This window comes from Winkia sp. UMB3158, assembly GCF_030217145.1.
GTDB classification, from domain to species: domain Bacteria; phylum Actinomycetota; class Actinomycetes; order Actinomycetales; family Actinomycetaceae; genus Winkia; species Winkia anitrata.
On sequence record NZ_JASONH010000010.1, the window covers coordinates 1 to 16,680 of the forward strand.

The window sequence follows — 16,680 nt, forward strand, 5'->3', positions numbered from 1 at the left end:
TTGTGCCGAGTGAGGAAGGGGTCGTAGGGAACGTGGTGACCGAATACCCCGACGAACGAGGCCGAAAAAGGGCGAGAGCGGGAGTTCTCGTCTTTTTTTGTGCCGAGTGAGGAAGGGCGGGACTGCCCCGCGAGGCTGATAAAAAAATCCCCGCACCGAGGTGCGGGGATTGCAGTTATGAAACCGACTAGGCGTCGATCTCGTTAGCCGGCTCAAAAAGACCTAGCTTTGCTGCTTTGGCTAGACGACGAGGCATTACAACGTCGCGGCCACCTGCGCGAACAGACTGCAGATCAGTCAGCTTAGCCTTCCAAGTCGACCGGCGCGTACGAGTATTTGCGCGGGACATCTTCCGCTTCGGTACTGCCATTTGGCCGCTCCTTCCAGGGCTCGTGCACTTTTGGCACGACTTAACTTTCGAGGGGTAGCCTGCGGCCACCACTTAGACAACTCATATACCCTAACATTTGTGCCGGCTAAACCGGAATACGCGCCCTTTGCAATAGGTCACATTTGTGCAGTTTCATAGCGGAATTTCAACAGTTTTTGTGGCTTGGTAGCTTGTTTGCCCCGCTCCCCTAGTGAGCGCTTCTACTTCTTCTTCGAGTTTTTTGACTTCATTTTCACTTATTGGCAGGTGCATTGTTGCGAGTCTTGAACCGTAGGTGACTTCACTTATTTGCCATCCCGCGCCGCGCAGGGCCGCTTCTACTTTCCCTGCCACCGCATGTTCTACTCCCACGTTCCATATTTGGCGTTCCTCTAGGCGCACTAGTTTTGCCCGTTTCACTGCTTCGACTACGGAGTCGGTGTACGCCCGCACCAGCCCACCGGTGCCCAGTTTGATTCCACCGAAATACCTGGACACTATCGCTACTACATCTATTAGTTCTCGGCCGCGGAGGGCTTCAAGCATTGGAGCACCGGCGGTGCCCGAGGGTTCTCCGTCGTCGCTGGAGCGTTCGATGGGGAGGCGGCCGTCCGCCCTCACAATGAACGCGGTGCAGTGATGGCGAGCATCGGAATACTCTTTGCGCACGCCCTCGATGGCTTTGCGCGCGCCTTCTTCGTCCCTAACTCGCACCATGGTGGTAATGAATTGGGATCGCTTGATCTCTATTTCATTGCGGACGGGAGAGACTCGTAGAGTTTTCACCAAATTGCTCCTTTCTGACCCCCTAGCAGTTGCATTTCTAATAGCAAGATAGTTTGCGCCAGTTGTCTACAACCGCTAAGTTTATCTTGGACCTTGTAAGTACGAGCAGCAGGAGGGGCTATGAACGTCATCGTTGTCGCTACCATCGCCACCAGCTGCTGCCAGTGTATCTAGGGTGCCCGAATAAGGTTTGCCTATTTCGGTCCACCCATTTTTACCCATTTTCTGAATTCACTTACACACCTATTTTTACAAGGATATTTATATGACCATCGCAGCTAACGTTTCTGAACTGGTAGGCAAGACTCCGCTAGTAAAGCTCAATAAGATCGCGAAAGACATTCCCGCCGAGGTCGTCGCAAAGGTCGAGGCCTTCAACCCTGCGTCCTCGGTCAAGGATCGCATTGCGGTAGCAATTATTGATGCCGCCGAGGCTTCCGGAGAACTGCCCGCAGGCGGCACCATCGTGGAATCCACTTCGGGTAACACCGGCGTCGCACTGGCAATGGTCGGCGCTGCCCGCGGCTACAACGTTGTTGTAACCATGCCGGAATCCATGTCGAAGGAGCGTCGCATCTTGATGCGCGCTTTCGGCGCCGAACTGGTGCTGACTCCCGCTTCTGAGGGCATGCAGGGAACCGTAGATGCAGCAAAGAAGATTGTTGAGGAGCGCCGCGGAGCGGTGCTGGCTTCCCAGTTCACCAACGAAGCCAACCCTAAGATCCATCGCGAGACTACTGCCGAAGAGATCTGGGCTGACACCGATGGCAAGGTTGACGCATTCGTTGCCGGCGTCGGCACTGGCGGCACAGTTTCTGGCGTGGCAGAGACCCTGAAGAAGCACAACCCAGACATCAAGATTTTCGCAGTTGAACCTGCAGAATCTCCGCTCCTCAGCGAAGGCAAGGCGGGCCCGCACAAGATTCAGGGAATTGGCGCTAACTTCGTTCCCAAGAACTACAACAGTGATGTGGTCGACGAGGTACTGACGGTGCCCGGAGACGAGGCAATCGCAACTGCACAGAAGCTGGCCCGCGACGAAGGCCTGCTAGTTGGCATTTCTGCTGGCGCTGCCACCTATGCCGCGCTGCAGGTCGCCTCTCGCCCCGAATTCGAGGGCAAGCGCATTGTCACGCTGTTGCCCGACACTGGCGAGCGGTACCTGTCCACCCCACTTTTTGCTAAATTCGCAGAATAGGAACTAAAAGCGCCTAGAGCGCCAGGAAGGGAGACAATATCAAAATGCACACTCACCCCAAAGGCTCCCTCCTGGCGCTTTTGCGCGAAGATGTAGAAACCGCCCAGAAGCGCGATCCGGCCGCAAGGTCGAAAGTAGAAGTTGCGCTCACCTACCCGGGCGTCCACGCGCTGTGGGGCTACCGCATGGCGCATTCCCTGTGGAAGAAGAAACATCCTCTTGCCGCCCGCGTGATCTCGTCCCTAGCGCGAGTGCTCACCGGGGTCGACATTCACCCGGGAGCCACTATTGGGCGGCGCCTTTTCATCGACCACGCAGTAGGAACGGTAATTGGCGAGACTGCACAGGTCGGCGAAGATTGCGTCCTGTTTCACCAGGTAACTTTAGGAGGAGTCTCGATGACTCCTGGGAAACGCCACCCCACCATTGGGGATCGAGTGATGATCGGATCCGGAGTAAAGGTGCTGGGCCCCATCGAGGTGGGCTCGGATTCGAAGATTGGCGCAAATGCCGTAGTAACCAAACCCGTGCCCGAGCGCACTGTAGCTATCGGGATTCCTGCAAAAAACTCCCCTTTGACAAGACAAGAAAACGACGAAGACCTGATAATAGACCCAACGCTATACATTTAGGACTGCAATGGGTAACTTCAACGAATTCCTGATCGAAATCATCGACGGCGACGCTGCCGCATGGGACAAGGCGACCCAAATTTTGAGCCGCAAGCTCGCTCCCACTTCCTTTTCCGGCGCGTTCTTCCTGCTGCGCCAGGCTGGCCACCCGGATCGAGTCACCGTCGCCGATATATATGCTCTAGAGGCCGCTGGGCATCCACTGAACAAATCCCAGATTGAAGCCGTTTTTGCCGATGAAGACGGAAGTATAGCCGCGGCACTAAGCGCTTTGGCTCCGACTGCACAGTTGGCCAATATGCCACAAGAGGCCCTGGCTGCCCAAGGTGAAGTAGTGGCGGTAGTAAATGCCCTCACCCAGACTGCGGACCTGCGCCCCAGCCAGGCTCGTGCCCTGGCTGCCAGATTGCGCCCCGAAGTGATCCCCGCCCTCACTAAAGGGATGCGGAAGGCACTGGACTTAGAAGGCGAGCTTCCCGAACAAGTAGCCCAAATCCGAGACCTGGTAACAGACGCCAACTTGCGTCATCAGTTCCACTATCTGCGTCTTGCCGCGCAGGTCCCCTCGGAATTAGGAGACCTGGTGGTTTTGCAGGTGCTTGCCGAAGAAATCTGGGCAGAGAACAAAATTGCCCAGGCCGCTCAGAAGGCTGCTAAGAAAGCCGAGAAGGCCGCGAAGGAGGCTTTAGCTAAAGGCGAAGAACGCGCCCGCTCGCTACTAAGTGAACAGGAAAAGCAACGGCAAAAAGCTGCAGAGAAGGCTAATAAAGAGAAGAAGAAACGCGCCAAAGCTGCTAGGCGCAAAGAACTCAAGGCACAAGAGGAAGCCGCATTCCAGGCAGAACGCAAGCGGCTAGAAAAAGAGCTGGCGTCTTCTCCGTTCTCGAATATCTCTAAGCTGTGACACATCCACTATGCCTTCGGGATACCCTGAGGGCATGAGTGCAAAGTTAATTGCTGGAGTAATAGAGCCGGAAGCCCAAGATAAGTCCGTTCGCCCTCAGGATGACTTCTACAGGCATGCGAACGGCGCTTGGATAGACGAGCACGTAATTCCCTCAGATCAGGCTGCCGACGGCGAGTTTCACCAGCTTCGGCAGAACGCGTTGAGGCAGTGCCGGGAATTGATCGAATCGTGCGGAGATTCTGACGAGGAACGCAAGATTTCGATCCTCTACCGCGCCTACACCGATCTTGACGCAATCGAAAAAGCAGGCACACAACCTTTGCAGGAGCATCTACGCCTGATTGAGCAAACTCAACGAGCAGACTTTGAAACCTTGCTGGGAAAGCTCGGCCGCGAAGGCCTGTGTGGTTGGCTCGATGTGTTTGTCGACGCCAGCCCCGATGATCCCGAGACGAATATGTTGAAGGTATACCAGGGCGGCCTCGGCCTCCCCGAGAAGGCCTACTACGAGGACGAGTCCTACGAAGAGGTGCGCGGACAGTACCGCGACTATATTGCCCAAATTTTCACCTTGGCAGGTTTTTCCGAGGAGGCAGACAGGGCTCAGTCCGTATTCAATTTTGAGCGCGCCCTTGCGAAGGCCCACTGGCCAATCGCCGAGTGCAGAGACGTGGCAAAGACACACAATCTTTTGCCTGCCTCCCAGCTGAAGGAGCTTGCTCCTGATTTCGATTGGGATCAATGGTGGGAAGCCTCTGGGATAGCCCCCACTACTCTGCACGTATACCAGCCATCCTTCATTGAGGGCGCAGGCAAGGTGTGGGCGCAGGCTACGGATGAGCAAATCCGCGATTGGCTGCGCTTCCATGTGATCTCTGCGCAGGCCTCCCAGCTTCCGGAGGCTTTCAGGAAAGCCCGCTTTGATTTCTATGGGCGCAAGCTGTCCGGGCAAGAAGAGATGCCACCACGGTGGAAGTCAGCAGTAAGTTTCGTCGATTCCGCGGTGGGTTTTGCCCTGGGCAAGCTCTACGTGGCGAAGCACTTCCCGCCAGAGTCCAAGAAGCTGATCGACGAGCTAGTTGAAGACCTGCTGGCCGCGTACAAGGAAGCGATCTCGACTCTCGACTGGATGGGCCCGCTAACCCGCGAGCGCGCGCTCGAGAAACTGTCGTTGTTTACCCCGAAGATTGCCTACCCGGATAAGTGGCGCGACTATTCTAAGTTGGAGCTGTCCGAGACCGATTCACTTCCGCAGCTATCGCAGAAGGTGGCGGAGTTCTATTTCAACCGCGAGGTCGGAAAGATTGGCAAACCGGTAGACCACTCTGAGTGGTACATGACTCCGCAGACTGTGAATGCTTACTACAGTCCTTCTTCTAACGAGATTGCTTTCCCGGCAGCAATTTTGCAGGCACCTTTCTTTGCTCCTGACGTCGATGCGGCTGTTAATTATGGTGCGATTGGTGCTGTTATTGGTCACGAGATAGGGCACGGCTTCGATGATCAGGGCGCCAGGTACGACGGGCACGGGGCTTTGCATAATTGGTGGAGTAAGCAGGACGAGGCGGCTTTTAATGCCCGCACCTCATCGCTGATTGACCAGTATTCGCAATACAGCCCTGCCGCGCTCGACGACAAATTCAAAGTGGATGGGCGCCTTACAATTGGCGAAAATATTGGCGATCTAGGTGGCCTTGGAATAGCTCTTAGGGCGTACAAAAAGCACTTGGAAAAGGAGTCCCTGACTTTGCAGGATGCCCCAACTATTGATGGGCTTTCCGCATTGGAACGCTTTTTCTATTCTTGGGCTCGTATTTGGCGGTCGAAGAAACATAATGAGCTAGCTATTCAACTTTTAGCGACCGATCCGCATTCCCCGGATGAATTTAGGTGCAATGGCGTTCTGCAGAATCTTGATGAGTTCGCAGATTGCTTCCATGTTCAGCCCGGAGATGGAATGTGGCGTGATCCTGCAGATCGTATCAGGATTTGGTCTTAACACTAAAGGCCCAAAAAGTGCAACAATATAATCAACCCATTTGTAAAGAAAACTAGAGGGAGGCTCAATGCCCGGGCAAAATTTAACCCGCGCTGAGGCAGTATCAAGGAAAAACGTCGTAGACGTACATTCCTACGATGTTGCCCTTGATCTTACGCAGGGCGAGGAAACGTTCAGGTCCCACACGGTAGTCACTTTCTCTGCTACCGAAGGTGAAAGCACCTTCATTGACCTGATTTCCCCCTTCGTGCACCGGATCGTTCTGAACGGCAAGGAACTCGAGACTGGACTACACCAGGATTCCCGCATTGCCCTTTCTGATCTTCAGGATTCAAACACGCTCGAGGTCGCAGCGGACTGTGCTTACATGCACACCGGCGAAGGTATGCACCGTTTCGTTGATCCGGCAGACGGGCAGGCCTACGTATACACCCAGTTTGAGGTGCCCGATTCGCGGCGCGTCTTTGCTGTTTTTGAACAGCCTGATCTGAAGGCTACCTTCAAGTTCAAGGTCACTGTTCCGGCCGGCTGGGTAGTGTTCTCGAACTCCATTACTCCTGCCCCGCAGAAGGACCAGGATGCTTGGACTTACGACTTTGAGCCCTCCGAAAAGATCTCCTCTTACATCACCGCCATCGTTGCGGGACCGTACAAGGGAGTGACAGATCAGCTGACTTCCTCCGACGGCCGCACCATTCCGCTTGGTGTCTACTGCCGTGCCTCTCTAGAAGAGCACCTTGACGCCGATCGCATCATCGACGTGACCAAGCAGGGCTTTGGTTTCTACGAGAAGATGTACAACCGGCCGTACCCATTCACGAAGTATGACCAGATCTTCGTACCCGAGTACAACGCCGGCGCAATGGAGAACGCAGGCTGCATTACCTTCCGTGATCAGTACCTGTTCCGCACTCCCCCGACTCGCGCCCAGCTCGGTACCCGTGCCAACACCATCTTGCACGAACTGGCACACATGTGGTTTGGCGACCTGGTCACCATGAAGTGGTGGAACGATCTGTGGCTGAATGAATCTTTCGCCGAGTTCATGTCTCACCAGTGCTCCGCAGAAGCCACTGAGTATGAGGATGCTTGGACCGCTTTCGGTTCTAGGAAGGCTTGGGGTACCACCCAGGATCAATTGCCTTCTACGCACCCAATTGCTGCCGAGATCAATGACCTGAACGACATCGAGGTCAACTTCGACGGGATCACCTATGCAAAGGGCGCTGCTGTGCTGCGTCAGTTGGTGGCATACGTGGGCCGCGAGAACTTCGAGAATGGCCTGCACGCATACTTCGACGAGCATGCCTGGGGCAACACCGAGCTAGCAGACCTACTCTCGAAGCTGTCCGAAGCTTCCGGTCGCGATCTAGACGAGTGGGCCAAGGTATGGCTGCAGGAAGCAGGCATTACCCTGCTACGTACCAGCGTGTCGACTGACGAGGACGGAACCATCCGCGACCTGTCGATCGTGCAGGAACTACCCATGGAGGGCACTTCTCTTCGTCCTCACCGCCTCACGGTGGGCGCGTACAACCTGCAGGACGGCAAGCTCGTGCGCACAGCCCGGTGGGAGCTGGATGTGGATGGAGCCCGCACTCCTGTAAGCGAGGCAGTGGGAACCAAGCGTCCTGACGTCATCGTCTTAAACGACGAGGATCTGGGCTACGCAAAGATCAGGCTAGATGAGGACTCCTTCAAGTTTGCCCTCGATCACATTGGCGATTTCGAGGATCCTCTCCCCCGCTCTGTCGTTATGCAGAGCCTGTGGGATCAGTGCCGCGACGGACAGATCAGCGCTCGCGCCTACATCGACGCTTCTCTTCCTTCGGTGGCAGCGGAAACCGATTCAGCACAGCGGGCCCTGGTTGCTTCGCACATGATCGCGGCCGCAACCGTGTATTCCAACCCGGCTACCCGCGATCAGACTGTAGCAGACCTGTCCCGAAGGCTACACCTGATGGCAGTAGCCCAGCCGTCTGGTTCCGACGCCCAAAAGCAGCTGCTGCTTGCCGCCGCCCATGTGGCTGTCGGTGCAGAGCTGGATTGGCTCAAGGCGCTGCTAGATGGTTCAGAGACCATGACGGGGATCGAAATTAAGTCTGAAGTTCGCTGGACCCTAATTCGCGAACTGGCTGCTGCGGGTGCCATCGATGAAGCATTCATCGATGAGGAGTTGGCAGCTGACGACACCTTGTCGGGCCGCGAAGAGGCCGCAGCCTCGAAGGCATCCCTACCCTCTAACAGGCAGGGGGCGCACGAGCGCATGCTCTCTGACACCTCGATCCCGAACGGTACGCTATCCGAGATGCTCTCGGCATACTCTTCTACCGGATGGCGCAACCCTGGCGACACTGCCCATATCGACCACTACTTCGAGCAGATCAATTCTGTGTGGGACTCTTTCACCTTCCACATGGCCGAGGACATCATCAACGATTTGTTCCCGGATCAGCTAGTTGGTCTTCCCGGCGAAGATGTAGTTGCCCAGGCAGAGAAGTGGCTACAGGAGAACGAGCAGGCTACTCCGGCGCTGCGTCGTTGCATCATCGAGTGCTTGGACTTCGCAAAGCGTGCCAGCAAGGCTCAGGCTGCTGACAAGTAGCATTTGTTAGTAACTGTGGAGGGGCGCTAAGCGCCCCTCCACTTTTATGCTTGAGGGCGCCTTCAGATCCGCAGCGGAGGCTACTGACTTTTCTTTGCCTTCTTCTTAGAGGAGCGGCCGGGGGTAGGAATATCGAAATACCTAATCGCACCCGTGAAGAGCACGTAATAGATCAGGAAGTAGGCCACAGCTAGTAGAAGCACCAGCAGAGTGCCGGTAGCACCCGAGCTGGACAGTTCCGCCGACCGGGTAAAGTTCAGCAGATAGTCCACTCCCCCAGCGCTGAAGGAATAACCGCTACGAATTCCGAGCGCTGCACAGATCATCATTGATGATGACACCAAAAAGGCATGAATTAAATAGAGCGGTACGGCAGCGTACGCAAAAGCAAACTCGATGGGCTCGGTAATCCCAGTTAGGAAGGAAGCGACTGCCCCAGAGAGCATCAGCGCTCCCACCCGTTTGCGCTGTTTCGCGCCGGCACACCTATACATGGCCAGTGCCGCCCCTGGCAGCCCACCCATCATGATTGGGAACATGCCCGTCATATATGCGCCCGGCACATATCCGGCGGGTTCGAAGGTGCCTAGTTGGCCCGAGAAAAAGCACGAGAAGTCCCCGTGCATGATCTCCCCGCTAGGAGAGGTGCACGTGCCTAGTGTAAAGAAGGGAACCGCGTTCGCGATGTGGTGGAGTCCGAACGGCAGTAGTAGGCGCTGCACAAGCCCAAAAAGACCCGCCGAAGCGACAGCGCTATTACTTTGGGTCATTACTACCCCGAGCCCTTCGGCAAACACTGTCCGGAAAATCGGATAGATGAGGGCCATAGCAACCCCCAGCAGGAGGCAAGCGCTGGTAACAACTAGGGGGACGAACCTTCTTCCTGAGAAGAACGCGAGTGCCGAGGGCAGCCTTGTCTTATAGAACCGCGCCCACAGATAGGCAGTTACAAGGCCGACCAGTATCCCCCCGAAAACGCCATAATTAATAAGTTCTTGGCCGCCTATTCCGCACAGGCCTATGGCATCTTTCGCCTGATAGTCGATTGGAATATATTTCGACGCTGTTCGCAAGCAAGCCACCTGTTTTTCGGTCAGCGCCCCAGGTTCCCCAAGGATATGCGGAGATAGGGTGCGCAAGACGCCTGCAAATGTGAAGTATCCGATTATTGCGGCCAGTGCCGTGGATCCATCAGATTTTTTTGCAAAGCCTATTGCCACGCCTACCGCGAATAGCAAAGGCAAGTTTTCGATCACTGCGTTTCCCGCAGCTAGCAGAACTTCTGCCACCGGGATGAGGGCGGAGATAGAGGCTCCCACTCCCCGTTCGCCCAGCATATCGGCCTGCCCAAAGCGGACAAATATCGCTGCTACCGGCAGAACCGCAATGGGTAGCATCAAGGAACGCCCTAGACGCTGGGCAAGCGAGAATAACTTACCTCGCAGTGCTGCGCCTCGCTTTTTCCTATCCATTCATTGCTCCTACCGGCGTTCCTCTGCCAGCTTTTCACAAGTATATCCTTATCGCTTTTTACTTCCCGGACGCGACTGAGTATCGCTTCAGGTAATCCGGTATTTTGCAGAGTCGATCTAGGTTCACTTTTGCGAACCTAATGATAGGCTCTTTATTAGTTGGATTTGTGTAATGACGATGATCGTCATGGAGGGACTGAAAATGGAGCAGGCGAAGAAGATTCTTGAGGCTCTCGGTGGAGATTCCAACATTGTTGACATGGAGTCTTGCATTACCCGCCTCCGCGTCGAGGTTGCTGACCCGACCAAAGTGGACCAGGATGCTCTTACCGAATCTGGCGCCTTTGGTGTAGTTGCCGTAGGTAGCGCTATTCAGGTTGTTGTTGGTCCTACCGCAGATCAGGTAGCCGACCAAATTGCCGAACTACGTAACAAGTAGTGCGGACACAGGTTTACGCCCCGTTCGCGGGGCGTATTTTGTTGCAGTCACAGATCCCAGATCCCGTTTTTAGCCAGGGCCTGGTGGGTCCGGCATTCGCCCTCGTGCCCACTCCGTCCTCAGAATTTGTGGATGTAGTAAGTCCGGTTGCGGGTACGCTCACTCGCGTCATGCCTCATGCCTTCGTGGTAAGCCTCGGCAAGCAGACGGGAATAATGGTTCACCTAGGCATAGACACGGTCAAAGCCCCCGAAGGGGTTTTTATGCCAGTTCTTCAGCAGGGCCAGCAGGTATCTGCAGGGCAGACGGTATGTCGAATGGTGCCCGACATGCTCGCGCAGGTAGGCACCTCAGCAGTGTCCCCCATCGTTGCCATGGGTGGACAGTTCGAGGACGTTTCAGACACCGAGGCCCAGGCAGGCCAGGCGCTTGCCCTACTGGTTGATTGAGTGCTCGACGGCGTTCGCCAAAGAGCGGAAGCGGGCACTGTCCCAGATCTGTTCCACGCTCACCGGTTTACCGCTTCCATCGCCTAGAGGGATTCTCCAGTTGGGGTATTCCTGATCAGTACCGGGCTGATTTTGTAGTCTCCGCTCGCCCAGCGCGTCAGCCAAGGACACGCATACCAGCTGAGCGCTACCGGAACAGATATAACAGTTCATCGCCTCGATGACGCGCTGCTCATCGGTGCGCTCTGCCGGATCTAGATAGCCCTGCTCCTGCAAGGTCCGCAGCATCGCTTCGCGCTTCATCTTTGCATCTTCGCGCGCCTCCTGCGGGGTTACCTCTAGCAAACCTAAGGATTCGGCCAAGTCCACCTGCACCTCATTCAGGTACCCGGCAGTCGGGGCCATGTCGTGCGTGTGCACGGAAGCAAGCTGATTCGCCCTCTTCCCAGAGGGCGGGAAGGGAACGCCGGCATCATCTACGTCAAACCACAGCACCGAAGTGCCAAGGATGCCGCACTCTGCCAGGTAATCCCTCACCCACGGTTCTACCGTGCCCAAGTCTTCGCCGACCACTACTGCACCTGCCCTGTATGCTTCCAGAAGCAAAATCCCCACCATGGCGTCGTGGTCGTAGCGCACATAGGTGCCCTCGGCTGGGCTAGCAGCTGAATCCGGGATCCACCACAGGCGGAATAGCCCCATTATGTGGTCGATTCGCACTGCTCCCCCAAGCGAGCAGACGCCGGCTATCATCTTCCGCAACGGTTCGTAGGCGCGCTCCTCCAGTTTGTCGGGACGCCAAGGTGGCTGCGACCAATTCTGGCCCAGCTGGTTGTACATGTCCGCAGGGGCCCCCACACACATGTGCTCCGCAAATACCTCTGGATCGAACCAGCGATCTGCCGCAAAGGGGTGCACGCCAACAGCCAAATCGTGCATGATGCCGATTTCCATCCCAGCATCTTTCGCTCGATTCTGGGCTTGCTGCAGCTGATCGAACACAATCCACTGCAGCCACCGGTGGAATTCGATCCGCTCCTCCAAACCGCTCAGCTGCTCAGCAATGGTGTCGCTCGAGCGTGGCGCTAGCTTTAGCAGACCATATTTTTCTACAAGGACGCACCACTGAGCAAAGGAATCCAACGCCGAGCCCGAGCGTTGCACAAACCTTTCATAAGCAATCTGCCGACTCGGCTCCCGGTGAGCCCGGAACACAATAGCCAGCGCCTTACGCTTGGCCTCCCAGACTCGATCGCGGTCGATCAAGCCGTCAGGATCATAACCAGCCTGTTTCTTCAGAGCTTCTATCTGTGCCCGCTCCGCATCCGTAAGCCAAGCATATTCGGGGATCGTCTCTACGTTTATGTACAAAGGCGAAACAAACTGCCTCGACACGGGCAAGTACGGGCTGGGAGCAATCGGAGCTGCCGGAGAAGAAGCATGTACCGGATTGATCAAGAAGAAATCAGCACCCTGCTGGGCTCCAATCGCCGCAAGGTTAGTAAGGTCATTCGCGTCCCCAAAGGCCCACGAGTGCTTCCCCGTAACCGAATAGAGCTGTGCTGTAAGCCCCCACGACCTCTTGGACAAAGTGGGCAAAGCAGAGGGCGCCACGGCGAGCGGGGCGGTAAAAACGCCCTCTTCTAGATGCGCCACAAGGCGGTGCCATCCGAGCGGCAGGTCGGCAGGAAGTTCGAACGACGCCTCCCCAACCATTTTTCCTTCAATGTCGCGTGGGGGAACCCATCTGTCAATCTGTTGAAGAGTGCGAGATCCACCCTCTTCAAGTGCAACCTCAACCCATACGGAAGTGCCATTAGGGACATGAACGGCAACAAAGTCAATGCGCCCTTGCCGATGCACCCGACAGGAGGGAAGAACCTTTTTCCAAGGTGCTTGATCCACCCGCAAGTGGGCAGCATAGAGTTCTTCATCAGAGTTAATTGAGTATCCCAAAGAAGAAAGAACTGCCAGTAGCGTCTGCACGGACACTTGCACGTGATTGCCGGAATAACCCCAGTATTCGGTTGCAATACCGCATTTATGAGCCAGTGAGCGCAAAGAGCCTACGTCGGAAAGCCCCATTACTTGTCCTTTTCAAGATCGTTGAGTTGTTCGGCCAGTTCATCAGCACTAGGCCCAATTACCACTTGCACTACTTTTCCCGAGCGCACGACACCGACGACGCCATCGCATCTAAGTCCCGAATCACTAACTGCCGAGGGATCGGCTACCTCAACCCGTACACGCGTAATGCACCCGACTATGCTAACAATATTGTCGCGCCCGCCCAGGGCCTGCATAATTGCATGCGGATCCGGCATTTGCATATGTCCCCCTTTGTACTTAGCCCTACTAATCATAGCTGAAGTGACACATATTACTAATCGGCACTACTGTGCCCAGTTTTCGCATCTTCTTCCGCATACTGGTTTGATAGAGGCATGACTGATCCAATTCAGATACCAGCCGTTCATGAAGAACCAGTCTCATCCGTGCTTCGCGCAATGCAATTGCGCCCGCTCGGCACGGACAGCTTTGAGGCTGACTCCCTACCCCAAACGGCAAACCGCATTTACGGCGGCCAAGTTCTTGCCCAAGCCCTACTAGCCGCCAGCGCGACAATCGAAGATTCGCCATCAGATCCACGGTTACCCAATTCCTTCCATGCGTACTTCATGCGGGTCGGAGACAACACAATCCCGGTTAGCATCGACGTGGATAGGCTGCGGGACGGGCATTCTTTCTCGACTCGCCGCGTAGATGTGATTCAGCGCGAAAAGGTCATCTTGACCATGACCTCATCGTTCCAAAAAGTTCAGCCTGATCTGTCCACCCAAATCCAGATGCCTGATGTGCCCGAACCCGAGGACGTGCCGAATTCCCTAGAGATGTTCCGCGACCAGGGCAACCCCGTATCTAAGTATCTTGGCAAGACGGCGGCTTTCGAGATGCGCCACGTCGCGGGCAGCCTCTACTTCTCAGAAAGGACAGAGCCGCTTGCGAAGGGGGCAACCTGGATTCGCCCTCGCGGAGCAAAACTGCCATCGTGGACGCCCCAATCGGTGCACCGGGCCCTACTTGCTTACGTTTCGGACCAGTTCATGCTCGAACCGGTAATCCGTTCCAATGGTCTTACCTGGCGTACCCCAGGGATGGCAGTAGCTAGCCTCGACCATGCCATGTGGTTCTACCGCAGCGTAGACATCAACGATTGGCACCTGTTCGTCCAGGAGTCGCCCACTACGTGGGGGTCTAGAGGACTTGGAATAACAAAGGTATTCAACTCCACCGGGCGGTTGGTAGCAGTCGCTGCCCAGGAAGGAATGATCCGTTCTAACGTTCCCACCGGAGACTGGGTCCTTCCAGAGCCACCGCTGCACTAGGCGGAGTACAAAGAAGGGGGCCGGGATTCGTACCATCCCGGCCCCCTTATGCTCGCTTACTTAGCCGCGAGTGAGCTTGCGGTGCGTCACCCGATGCGGGCGCGCTGCTTCTTCGCCTAGGCGATCAATCTTGTTCTTTTCATACCCTTCGAAGTTGCCCTCGAACCAGTACCAGTTCGCCTGGTTCTCTTCGGTGCCTTCATAGGCAAGGATGTGAGTGGCAACGCGATCCAGGAACCAACGGTCGTGGGTGATGACCACCGCACAGCCGGGGAATTCCAGAAGCGCATTTTCTAGGCTTGCCAGAGTTTCCACATCGAGGTCGTTGGTAGGCTCGTCGAGCAGCAGGACGTTTCCGCCTTGCCGAAGCGTGAGAGCAAGGTTCAACCGGTTACGTTCGCCACCGGAGAGCACACCTGCCGGCTTTTGCTGATCTGCTCCCTTGAAACCAAACGCTGACACGTACGCCCTAGAGGGCATCTCTACCTTGCCGACTTCGATGTAGTCCAGCCCATCCGAAACTACTTCCCACACCGTCTTATTCGGGTCGATGCCCGCGCGGTTCTGATCTACATACGACATCTTTACGGTCTCGCCAATGCGGAGCGAACCGCCGTCCAGGGGCTCAAGCCCAACGATGGTCTTGAATAGCGTAGTCTTACCCACGCCGTTCGGCCCGATGATACCCACTATGCCGTTCCTGGGCAGCGAGAACGACAGCCCGTCAATAAGCACTCGATCTCCGAAGCCCTTCTTCAGGTCCTTGGCCTCGATAACCAAATTGCCAAGACGTGGCCCAGGCGGGATTTGGATCTCTTCGAAATCAAGTTTGCGAGTCTTCTCGGCTTCCGCAGCCATTTCCTCGTAACGTTCCAGACGGGCCTTAGATTTCGCCTGCCGGCCCTTAGCATTGCTCCGGACCCAGGCAAGTTCATCTTTCAGCCTCTTGGCGAGTTTGGCATCCTTGCGCCCCTGGACCTCTAGGCGATCTTTCTTCTTCTCGAGGTAGGTGGAGTAGTTGCCCTCATACGGATAGAGGTGGCCGCGATCAACCTCGGCAATCCACTCGGCTACGTGATCCAAGAAGTAGCGGTCGTGGGTGATGGCAATTACCGCACCGGGGTAAGAATGCAGGTGCTTTTCTAGCCAGAGCACACTCTCGGCATCCAAGTGGTTAGTAGGTTCGTCTAGCAACAGCAAGTCTGGAGCCTCGAGCAGCAGCTTGCAGAGGGCGACACGGCGCCGCTCACCGCCAGAAAGAACCTTCACGGGAGTGTCGGGAGGCGGACACCGAAGAGCGTCAATCGCCTGCTCCAACTGAGAGTCCAGATCCCAAGCGTTGGCAGCATCGATCTCGTTTTGCAGGGTGCCCATCTCTTCCATCAAGGCATCGAAGTCTGCATCCGGATTGGCCATCTCGGCACTGATCTCATTGAACCGGGCAATTTTGGACATCATGTCGCCAACGCCCTGCTGCACATTTTCCAGAACCGTGGCATCGTCATCCAACACCGGTTCCTGCATCAGAATTCCAACAGTGTACCCAGGAGTCAGACGGGCCTCGCCGTTGGAAGGCTCATCGATTCCAGCCATGATCTTCAAAATAGAAGACTTACCTGCACCGTTAGGGCCAACCATGCCAATCTTTGCGCCCGGCAGGAAGGCCATGGTCACATCGTCAAGGATTAGCTTGTCGCCAATCTTTTTCCGAGCGCGCACCATGGAGTAAATGTATTCAGCCACTGGCTCTCCGTTTCAAAGTTCCAGATTTTTCATCAACGCCTTCACCATACCGGCAATTGCGCCCCTTCCCTACCCCAATGCGCCCATGTCAGATTGGTTTTCCTCACTAAGGGCGTATTCGCCCTTCCCAGCAGCGGCATCTGCCAGCGCTTTGACTGGGTCCGATTGTTGCAAAGTGGCCATTTCTGGCCTATCCACCTGCCACGGGTCAGGCACTGTTTCGGATCCGGCTGACTTCGTAAGATCTCTGTCAGTTTTTTCTGCACCGGAAATGGAATGGACAATGTAGTTGCCCTTATCGTCACAGGCCCTAAACCAAATGTAGTTTCCAGCCGTCAGATCAATAGCCACTCTGCTCAGATAGATGCAAAAGTCTTGATGCTCCTGGCCCTGCGCATCGGTCCACCGCTCCAGGCGAGGCTGCCCGGTAATTACCAGCCCCATGCCGCGCCTAACATTTGCCTTCACCGCACGCCCAAGTCGCCCCCAGGCCTTCACTGAGTACCAGATAGTCTCCAGTTCCTCCCAGCCATTTTCTGTCCGTTTAGTAGGCGTACATGCTAGTCGGAACCGGGCGTAATCAGTCTGATTAGGATCTTGCCCTACCGCCGGGTCGGCCCCTACATAACCTGCCAAAGTAATGTCGTATGGTCGCGTCATCGCATCCTCCAAGATGTTGTGATTTTACTTACGC

15 protein-coding genes are annotated in these 16,680 nt (G+C 55.7%); 8 read left to right on the forward strand and 7 right to left on the reverse strand.

Annotation, left to right across the window (positions count from 1 at the left end; genetic code table 11):
- Nucleotides 1-187 precede the first annotated feature (187 nt).
- Together rpmF and QP400_RS09880 are read right to left on the reverse strand one after the other, a co-directional pair.
- Nucleotides 188-370 carry a 50S ribosomal protein L32 gene (gene rpmF / locus QP400_RS09875; protein ID WP_004804616.1) on the reverse strand — a complete coding sequence of 61 codons (183 nt, stop codon included), beginning with the start codon at nt 368-370 and terminating at the stop codon, nt 188-190.
- Nucleotides 371-523: 153 nt separating this feature from the next.
- On the reverse strand, nt 524-1,156 hold the full coding sequence (locus QP400_RS09880) for a YigZ family protein (RefSeq protein WP_004804614.1): 633 nt from the start codon (nt 1,154-1,156) through the stop codon (nt 524-526).
- Between the two features lie 265 nt (nt 1,157-1,421).
- Here QP400_RS09880 and cysK point away from each other — a divergent pair, with 265 nt between their 5' ends.
- The 5 genes from cysK to pepN all read left to right on the forward strand — a co-directional run bounded on the left by cysK (nt 1,422) and on the right by pepN (nt 8,497).
- Nucleotides 1,422-2,354 carry a cysteine synthase A gene (cysK, locus tag QP400_RS09885; RefSeq protein WP_004804612.1) on the forward strand — a complete coding sequence of 311 codons (933 nt, stop codon included), beginning with the start codon at nt 1,422-1,424 and terminating at the stop codon, nt 2,352-2,354.
- Between the two features lie 44 nt (nt 2,355-2,398).
- Complete coding sequence (gene epsC / locus QP400_RS09890) at nt 2,399-2,986, forward strand: serine O-acetyltransferase EpsC (RefSeq protein WP_004804611.1); 588 nt, start codon at nt 2,399-2,401, stop codon at nt 2,984-2,986.
- 7 nt (nt 2,987-2,993) lie between these two features.
- Complete coding sequence (locus tag QP400_RS09895; protein ID WP_004804608.1) at nt 2,994-3,890, forward strand: DUF6308 family protein; 897 nt, start codon at nt 2,994-2,996, stop codon at nt 3,888-3,890.
- A 34-nt stretch (nt 3,891-3,924) separates the two neighbouring features.
- Entirely contained in the window at nt 3,925-5,892 is a 1,968-nt protein-coding gene (locus QP400_RS09900; protein WP_004804607.1) for a M13 family metallopeptidase, read from the forward strand.
- 67 nt (nt 5,893-5,959) lie between these two features.
- On the forward strand, nt 5,960-8,497 hold the full coding sequence (pepN, locus tag QP400_RS09905; protein ID WP_285462663.1) for an aminopeptidase N: 2,538 nt from the start codon (nt 5,960-5,962) through the stop codon (nt 8,495-8,497).
- Between the two features lie 80 nt (nt 8,498-8,577).
- On the opposite strand, the gene QP400_RS09910 is transcribed toward pepN, so the two are convergent.
- Nucleotides 8,578-9,969 (reverse strand): PTS transporter subunit EIIC, encoded by a 1,392-nt coding sequence (locus tag QP400_RS09910; protein WP_004804604.1) that lies wholly within the window; start codon nt 9,967-9,969, stop codon nt 8,578-8,580.
- A gap of 202 nt (nt 9,970-10,171) precedes the next feature.
- On the opposite strand from QP400_RS09910, the gene QP400_RS09915 reads away from it, so the two are divergent.
- Together QP400_RS09915 and QP400_RS09920 are read left to right on the forward strand one after the other, a co-directional pair.
- The gene (locus QP400_RS09915; RefSeq protein ID WP_040314702.1) at nt 10,172-10,408 is read left to right on the forward strand and encodes a PTS sugar transporter subunit IIB; all 237 of its coding nucleotides are present in this window, start codon (nt 10,172-10,174) and stop codon (nt 10,406-10,408) included.
- Nucleotides 10,408-10,857 carry a PTS sugar transporter subunit IIA gene (locus QP400_RS09920; RefSeq protein WP_004804600.1) on the forward strand — a complete coding sequence of 150 codons (450 nt, stop codon included), beginning with the start codon at nt 10,408-10,410 and terminating at the stop codon, nt 10,855-10,857. Before QP400_RS09915 ends, QP400_RS09920 begins: the two co-directional genes overlap by 1 nt.
- Here QP400_RS09920 and malQ read toward each other — a convergent pair.
- Nucleotides 10,843-12,942 (reverse strand): 4-alpha-glucanotransferase, encoded by a 2,100-nt coding sequence (malQ, locus tag QP400_RS09925; protein ID WP_004804599.1) that lies wholly within the window; start codon nt 12,940-12,942, stop codon nt 10,843-10,845. The genes QP400_RS09920 and malQ overlap by 15 nt on opposite strands.
- On the reverse strand, nt 12,942-13,187 hold the full coding sequence (locus QP400_RS09930; RefSeq protein WP_004804598.1) for a PTS sugar transporter subunit IIB: 246 nt from the start codon (nt 13,185-13,187) through the stop codon (nt 12,942-12,944). The genes malQ and QP400_RS09930 overlap by 1 nt, the downstream gene beginning before the upstream one ends.
- 114 nt (nt 13,188-13,301) lie before the next feature.
- On the opposite strand from QP400_RS09930, the gene QP400_RS09935 reads away from it, so the two are divergent.
- A complete protein-coding gene (locus QP400_RS09935) occupies nt 13,302-14,243 on the forward strand; it encodes an acyl-CoA thioesterase (protein WP_040314593.1) in 942 nt (313 codons plus the stop codon).
- Between the two features lie 60 nt (nt 14,244-14,303).
- Here the strand turns inward: QP400_RS09935 and ettA are convergent, their stop codons facing one another.
- Together ettA and QP400_RS09945 are read right to left on the reverse strand one after the other, a co-directional pair.
- Nucleotides 14,304-15,986: an energy-dependent translational throttle protein EttA gene (gene ettA / locus QP400_RS09940; protein WP_285462665.1), complete on the reverse strand. Its 1,683-nt coding sequence runs from the start codon at nt 15,984-15,986 to the stop codon at nt 14,304-14,306.
- A gap of 69 nt (nt 15,987-16,055) precedes the next feature.
- On the reverse strand, nt 16,056-16,646 hold the full coding sequence (locus QP400_RS09945; RefSeq protein WP_048706546.1) for a single-stranded DNA-binding protein: 591 nt from the start codon (nt 16,644-16,646) through the stop codon (nt 16,056-16,058).
- Nucleotides 16,647-16,680: the final 34 nt, after the last annotated feature.